The 230-nt window shown below is 64.3% G+C and carries 1 pseudogene; it reads right to left on the bottom strand.

The annotated features are described in order from the left end of the window. A pseudogene (gene codB / locus QP415_RS13180) lies at positions 1-230 on the bottom strand (cytosine permease); the annotation flags it as partial.

Raw genomic sequence — 230 nt, 5'->3', positions numbered from 1 at the left:
ACCGGCATGCCGCTGGTGTTGGCGAAGATGCGGGTGAGGCCGCCGCCGTCCACCGTGGCGGTCACCATCGAGTAGGTGCCCAGCCCGGCGATGAGCGGCACGGAGATGAAGGAGACGATCTCGATGGCCTTGATGCCGTAGTAGGCGGAGGCGGTCATGAGACCGCCGGCGATGAGCACAATCGGCCAGGGGCTAATATTGAGGATTTCCGCGGTGGGGATGGCGAACAT

Source organism: Pauljensenia sp. UMB3104 (genome assembly GCF_030217285.1).
Taxonomy (GTDB): Bacteria; Actinomycetota; Actinomycetes; order Actinomycetales; family Actinomycetaceae; genus Pauljensenia.
This window is presented reverse-complemented; position numbering and strand designations above follow the sequence as displayed.